4 protein-coding genes, 1 tRNA gene and 1 pseudogene are annotated in these 6,640 nt (G+C 71.0%); 4 read left to right on the top strand and 2 right to left on the bottom strand.

What is annotated here, in order from left to right; all coding sequences use genetic code 11:
* Window positions 1-242 precede the first annotated feature (242 nt).
* Together NQ160_RS16025 and NQ160_RS16020 are read left to right on the top strand one after the other, a co-directional pair.
* Window positions 243-923: a cell wall protein gene (locus NQ160_RS16025; RefSeq protein WP_257516169.1), complete on the top strand. Its 681-nt coding sequence runs from the start codon at window positions 243-245 to the stop codon at window positions 921-923.
* Window positions 924-955: 32 nt separating this feature from the next.
* Window positions 956-2,692 carry a DUF4012 domain-containing protein gene (locus tag NQ160_RS16020; RefSeq protein ID WP_257516168.1) on the top strand — a complete coding sequence of 579 codons (1,737 nt, stop codon included), beginning with the start codon at window positions 956-958 and terminating at the stop codon, window positions 2,690-2,692.
* 1 nt (window position 2,693) lies between these two features.
* Here NQ160_RS16020 and NQ160_RS16015 read toward each other — a convergent pair whose 3' ends face one another.
* Together NQ160_RS16015 and NQ160_RS16010 are read right to left on the bottom strand one after the other, a co-directional pair.
* Window positions 2,694-4,415 (bottom strand): bifunctional 3'-5' exonuclease/DNA polymerase, encoded by a 1,722-nt coding sequence (locus NQ160_RS16015; protein WP_257516167.1) that lies wholly within the window; start codon window positions 4,413-4,415, stop codon window positions 2,694-2,696.
* Window positions 4,416-4,427: 12 nt separating this feature from the next.
* A complete protein-coding gene (locus tag NQ160_RS16010; protein ID WP_257516166.1) occupies window positions 4,428-5,159 on the bottom strand; it encodes a zinc ribbon domain-containing protein in 732 nt (243 codons plus the stop codon).
* 53 nt (window positions 5,160-5,212) lie between these two features.
* Here NQ160_RS16010 and NQ160_RS16005 point away from each other — a divergent pair.
* Together NQ160_RS16005 and NQ160_RS16000 are read left to right on the top strand one after the other, a co-directional pair.
* Window positions 5,213-5,284: transfer RNA gene (locus tag NQ160_RS16005), tRNA-Val, on the top strand.
* Window positions 5,285-5,454: 170 nt separating this feature from the next.
* Window positions 5,455-6,640, top strand: a pseudogene (locus NQ160_RS16000) (pyruvate dehydrogenase (acetyl-transferring), homodimeric type); the annotation flags it as partial.

Below are 6,640 nucleotides of genomic sequence, written 5' to 3'. Positions count from 1 at the left end.
TCGCGGATCACTCCGGGTGGGTGTTACCCACCATCCTGCCCTGTGGAGCCCGGACGTTCCTCGGCGCGGTTTCCCGCTACGCGACCGTCCGGCCGACCCATTCGCCCCAGAAGTCTACCGGTGCCCGCCCGGACGCATCCGACGTGCCCCACGCACCGTTGCTTCCTGGCCCGAGCTGAGGTAGCCTCTCGCCATTGGGGTCGGGCACGGGGGTGTCCGCAATCAGCCTTTGGGGAGGCATGATGATTCGTTCATCCGTTTCTGCGTTCGCGCTTGCCGCGCTCGTGATCTTCGGAGCTCCGGCCGCGGCATCCGCCGCGACGCCGCCGCCGCCAGACGAGTACACGCCGGAGCTGCCCGTCGAGTCAAGCCTGATCGCGGCGGTCGCCGTCGGCGAGTGCCTTCGCGGCGCACCGTTCATCGAGTACTCCGTAACCTTGGACGACCCTGACTCCCAGGTGACCGAGACCGCGGTGACGTTGGTGCTGACGAACGGCGTGCAGTCGACAGACCCCATCGCGCTGGGCGACCTCGTCGACGGCCGGCTGTCGGGCACGGTGCCGTGGCCCGGCACCGTCGTCGGGGCGGAGGGCACGGACCTCGGAATGCCGGGACACGAGATTGTCGACGGAGAGTGGGTGCTCTCGGATCCTGAGTTCGCGTGGACCCGCGCCGGTGTCAACGCTGTGCTCAGCGTGAATCCGACGGTCTCCGTGCCGCTCGCGTACCCGCAGGCGACGCCTGAGTGCCTCACGGCGACCACCGCCGGCTCCAACGGCCCGCGCGCCGCGGCAGCGGGCGACCTGGCCGCCACCGGCGGCACGACCGCCGCTCTGCTGCCGCTGGGTCTCGGCGCCGGTGCCCTTGTCGCCGGCGGCGCGGGTCTGCTGCTGCTTCGTCGCCACCGCTCCGCGCGGTCGTGAGTCAGACACCTCCCGCGCACCGGATTGTTCCGGTGCGCGGGTTGGTGTGGGCGAGCATCGTGATGCTGTGCCTGCTCCTCGCCGGGGTGGGCTGGGCTGCCTTAAGGGTCGTCGGCGCGGGACTTGCGTTGTCCGAAGTCGCGTCGACGGCGCGCCACCTCTCCAGCGCCGTCGACCGAGGTGACCTCGCCGCCGCGCAAGGATTGGTCGGCGAGCTGTCGGGCTCCGCAGACAGAGCCGCGCAGGCGGCGACTGATCCGGTGTGGGCGGTCGCCGAGACGATGCCCTGGTTCGGGGATGATGTCGGCGCCCTCGGGGTGATCGCGGAACACGGGCATGCGCTCGCCTCCGCGATGGCCGCGGTCAGCGATACCGCCGCAGGTCTGTTCCGCCCTCCCGGCAACGGCGCCATGGTCGACGTCGTCGCCCTCGCAGCCGCACACGAGCCCTTGATGATCGCCGCCGAGGCGTCGACCGATGCGCGAAGTGAGATCGCTGCCGTGGAACCGGCGGGCCTGCTCCCGCCGCTCGCGTCCGGCGTGGACTTGCTGCAGGTCGCCCTCGAGCAGGTGGAGCCCGCGCTCAACATCGCGGCGCAGGCGTCCGGCGTACTGCCGGGTCTCCTCGGTGCCGACGGGCCGCGGACCTTGCTGGTCGTGCTCCAGAACAACGCCGAACTGCGCACGGGTGGGGGGATCACGGAGTCGTTCGCGCTGGTGGGCGCTGACCGGGGCGCGCTGACGCTGCAAGAGCAGGCCGATTCGACCGAGTTCCGTCGCCAGAGCGAACCGATCATGGCCCTGCCCGAGGGGACGACCGCGCTCTACGGTGACGGCGTGGCCACATCGGCGCAGAACGCGTCGATGACGGCCGATTTCGCCGTCACCGGCCAGCTCGCGTCGGCGTGGTGGCAGGGCCGCACCGGCACAGCACCGGATGCCGTCCTCTCGCTGGACCCGCTGGTCATGCGCGCCTTCATCGAGGCGACCGGCCCGATCGCCCTTGCCGACGGCAGCGAACTGACCGCTGACAACCTGGTCCCCCGGCTGCTGGTCGAGCCGTACCAGAACCTGAGCGTCGAAGAGCAGACGGTCTTCCTGCAGGGGGTCACCAACTCGGTGTTCGGCGCGCTGACCTCACGCAGCATCGATCCTCTCGCCTGGGCGCGCGTCCTGGCCGAACCGGTCGCGGCCGGGCGGCTGGCTCTGTGGAGCCCCGATGCCGACGTTCAAGCCGGGCTGACCGGCACGGTTCTGGGAGGCGCCGCGGCGCGCCACGACGCCGCCGGGCCCGACGCCTTCGGCGTGTACTTCAACGACACCACCGGCGGGAAGATGGGGATCTTCCTGCACACGGGGATCGAGGTGGCGGCGTCATGCGGCGCCGACGGCCGCGCCGAGGTGACGGTGTCCGTCGTTCTCGAAAGCGACGCACCGGGGGACGCCGGCGAGCGGTTCCCGCCGAGCGTCACCGGCGGCGGGATCTGGGGCGTGCCGGCGGGTCAGATCGGGACGATCGTCTCCGTCGCGGCTCCCGAGGGGTGGTCAGCGGCCGGGGTTCAGCTCGACGGCACGGGCCAGCCTTCGGTGGAGGCGGTCGAGGCGGGGTTCGCTACAACGGCCGCCGAGTTGCGGCTGGAGCCGGGAGGGACCGGCACGCTCGCCTTCAGTTTCGTCGGGCCGGTCCAGAGCGAAGTGCTGCCGAGCGTGCTCCACACCCCGATGATCGATGCGCCGCCGGTCGAGATCAAGCCCGCGATCTGCGGGTGACTCAGTCCTTCTGGGCGGACTGCGCGATGCGCACGTCGAGGGGGAAGTCGATCGGGAACGTGCCGAACAGAAGTCGCCCGGCGGATGCCGCCGCCTCGGCGACCGCGTGAGCCGCGGCATCCGCCTGCGCAGCGGGGGCGTGCACGATGACCTCGTCGTGCAGGAAGAACGCCAGGTGCGCCCGCCGCTCAAAGGCGGGCCCGGACCGTGAGGCCGACTCGTGGGCAGGGACCGCCGGCAGCGCGGCGAGTCTGCCGCGCAGCTCCGCCAGCCACGCCAGCGCCCACTCGGCAGCGGTGCCCTGCACGACGAAGTTGCGGGTGAAGCGACCTCGATCGCGTGCCCAGCGCCGCGCGCGGGTCTCGTCTACGCCGGTGGCTTCCGGATCGCCGGCTTGCCCCTGTGCCGCGCGCCACACTGCGGACGGCGGCGGCGAGGTGCGGCCCAGCCTGGTGGCGACGATGCCGCCCTCCTCCCCCGTGCGGGCGGCGTCATCGACGAGGGCCATGGCGCGCGGGAACGTGCGACGCAATGCCGGCACGAGCCGGCCGCTGTCGCCGGTTGTCGCTCCGTACATCGCGCCGAGCATGGCGAACTTGGCCTCGGACCGCGTCGACACGGCGCCGCGCTCGACGATGCCGGCGTACAGATCCCGCCCGCGGGCCGCCTCGGCCAGTGCGACGTCGCCGGCCATGGCCGCCAGCACTCGCGGCTCGAGTTGGGCGACGTCGGCGACTACGAGCACCCACCCGGGATCGGCGCGCACGGCGTCACGCAGCTGGCGTGGCAGCTGCAGCGCGCCGCCGCCCGATGACGCCCAGCGGCCGGTGACGACGCCGCCGGGGACGTAGACGGGCCGGAATCGACCGTCATGCACCCACTCGTCCAGCCAGGCCCACCCGTTGGCGCTCAGCAGTCTTGCCAGGCGCTTGTACTCCAGGAGCGGCGCGATCGCCGGGTGGTCGTACTGCGCCAGCTCCCACTTGCTCGTCGATGTGGCGAGCACCCCGACCCGGTGCAGCGACCGCAGCAGCTTCGGCTGTGAGTCCAGGGCGGCCGTCGGGTCCCCGAGCGCCGCGCGCACCTGCGCTGCGGCGCGTTCGAGCTCACGCGGCTGGCTGCCCGCTGCCGGGCGAGGACCCAGCAGTTCGGTGAGGATGCCGTCATGGGCCGCCTCGTCCCAGGGCAGCCCGGCGGCGCGCATCTCTGCGGCCACCAGCGCGCCGGCGGACTCCGCCGCCAGCAGCAGGCGCAGACGTCCCGCTTCGGTCGCGCCGGCAAGTGCCTCCCGCTGGCGGGCGAATTCGGCGAGGGCGGCGTCGAGGGACTGCGGCAGAGAGGGGGCGGATGCCGTCTCGAACTCGAACAGCGTCGGCGGCGAATCGCCGGGATCGGAGGCAGCGGCATCCCACTCCCCCGCATCGCGCAGGGGCCCGGAGTCGGTCACGTAGACGCTGCCGCGCAGGATTGCGTGACACAGGCGCAGATCGTGGCAGCGTGCAACGCGCACGCCGGCATCCAGCAGCCCGTCATACCACGTGGGGGTGTCACTCCACACCCACCGGGGTGCGTGGGCCGTCTCGGCGTCGGCCACCCAGGACGGCAGATCGGCGACCGCCACGCGGGCGGTCTCGCCGCCCTGGTCGTTCAGCAGTGCGGCGGTGATGCCGTCGCCATCACGCCCGACGGCGATCCACGTCGGCGACGACTCAGCGCCGGGCACCGACGGAGACGGTCACAGGCCGGACTCCTCCGTGCGCACCAGGATGCAGCCGCACTCGGGGCAGGTGACGACGCCGTTGTCCGGGGTCTCGCGGAGGTTCTGCAAGTCGGTGCCCGAGAGCACCATGCGGCATCCCTCGCAGGTGCCGCGGCGCAGCAGGGCGGCGCCCGTCGAGCGCGCCGCGGTGCGGTCGTAAAGCGCGACCAGGTCGGCCGGCAGCGCTGCGACGATGGCCGCGCGGTCGCGCTTGGCCTGGTCCAGACGCGCCGTCGCATCGGCGACGACCGCCTTCGCCTCGTCTGAGAGGCGCACGCCCTCGGCGTTGGTCTCCGCCATGAGGGCCTCCTGCGCGACGACGGCCGCCTCGCACTGCTCCAGGCGCTCCATCACCTCGAGCTCCGCGTCTTCGAGGGCGCTCTTGCGCTTGGCAAGCGACGCGATCTCGCTTTCGAGGCCCTGCGCCTCCTTGGCGTTGGCGCTGGATGCCAGTCGGCCGGCATCCCGGTCGCTGCGCGCCTGCACGACGGCGACGTCCGACTCGATGCGTGCCAGTTCGGTGCGGGCGTCGTCACGGGCGCCCAGCAGCCGCGACAGCTCCTGCGAATAGGCCTGGCGCTGCGCGAGCAGCTCCTTCACCCGGACTCCCTGCGGGGGGTTCTGGCGCAGCCGATCGGCCTGAGCGATCCTGGCATCGAGTTCGGTGAGGTCGAGGAGTCGGCGCTGGTCGGCGGGGCTGGCGTTCACCCCTTCAACCTACCGCCCGAGCGACGCTCCCACAGAGGCCTAGGATGGCTGGTGGCCGGTTGGCGCAGCGGTAGCGCAGCTCCTTTACACGGAGAAGGTCACCAGTTCGATCCTGGTACCGGCCACGATGCGGCCGCAGCGGGCGAAAACCATTGCGGACTGCACCACTCAGGCCCGCGACCGCGGCGCGCTGAGTGGGTAGGCTGAACGATGGCGCTTTGTGCGGTGCGGACAACGTCCGCGCGATCCGCGCCACGAATACCTGGCACGATCTGCCATACGAGAAAGGTCTTCCGTGACTGTCAACGATCAGGATCCGTACTCGCAGGAGGCCCTCGATAGCGACCCGGAGGAGACCTCCGAGTGGCAGGAGTCGCTCTCGCAGCTCGTCGATGCCAAGGGCTCCGGCCGCGGCCGCGAGATCATGCTCAGCCTGCTGCAGAAGTCGCACGAGCTGCAGCTGAACGTGCCGCAGGTGCCGACCACGGACTACATCAACACCATCGCGCCCGAGAACGAACCCGAGTTCCCCGGTGACGAGGAGCTCGAACGCCGCTACCGCCGGTGGATCCGCTGGAACGCCGCCATCACGGTGCACCGCGCGCAGCGCCCCGGTATCGGCGTCGGCGGCCACATCTCCACCTACGCCTCGTCGGCGTCGCTGTACGAAGTCGGCTTCAACCACTTCTTCCGCGGCCTTGACGACCCGTCCGGTGGCGACCAGATCTTCATCCAGGGTCACGCCTCCCCCGGCATCTACGCGCGATCCTTCCTCGAAGGCCGCCTCAGCACCGAGCAGCTCGACGGGTTCCGCCAGGAGGCTTCGAAAGCGCCCAACGGACTGCCGTCGTACCCTCACCCGCGGCTCATGCCGGACTACTGGCAGTTCCCGACCGTGTCGATGGGCCTCGGCCCCATCAACGCGATCTACCAGGCGATGACCAACAAGTACCTCACCAACCGCGGCATCAAGGACCTCTCGGACTCGCACGTCTGGGCCTTCCTCGGTGACGGCGAGATGGACGAGGTCGAGAGCCGCGGTCAGCTGCAGGTGGCAGCCAACGAGGGACTCGACAACCTCACCTTCGTCATCAACTGCAACCTCCAGCGCCTCGACGGCCCGGTGCGCGGCAACGGCAAGATCATCCAGGAACTGGAGAGCTTCTTCCGCGGTGCCGGCTGGAACGTCATCAAGGTCGTCTGGGGTCGTGGCTGGGACGAGCTGCTGCAGCAGGACGACGACGGCGCCCTCGTGCGCCTCATGAACACCACCCCCGACGGGGACTTCCAGACCTACCGCGCCGAGGACGGCAAGTTCATCCGCGACCACTTCTTCGGTCGCGACGAGCGCACGGCCAAGATGGTCGAGGACTGGTCCGACGACGACATCTGGGGCAAGCTCCGCCGCGGCGGGCTGGACTACCAGAAGGTCTACGCGGCCTACAAGACCGCCAAGGCTCACAAGGGTCAGCCGACGGTCA

This window comes from Microbacterium sp. zg.Y909, assembly GCF_024626565.1.
This window is presented reverse-complemented; position numbering and strand designations above follow the sequence as displayed.

Bases quoted from the DNA above. Each gene is read 5' to 3' on its own strand.
- NQ160_RS16025 (WP_257516169.1), top strand. From the start codon at position 243: ATGATTCGTTCATCCGTTTCTGCGTTCGCGCTTGCCGCGCTCGTGATC.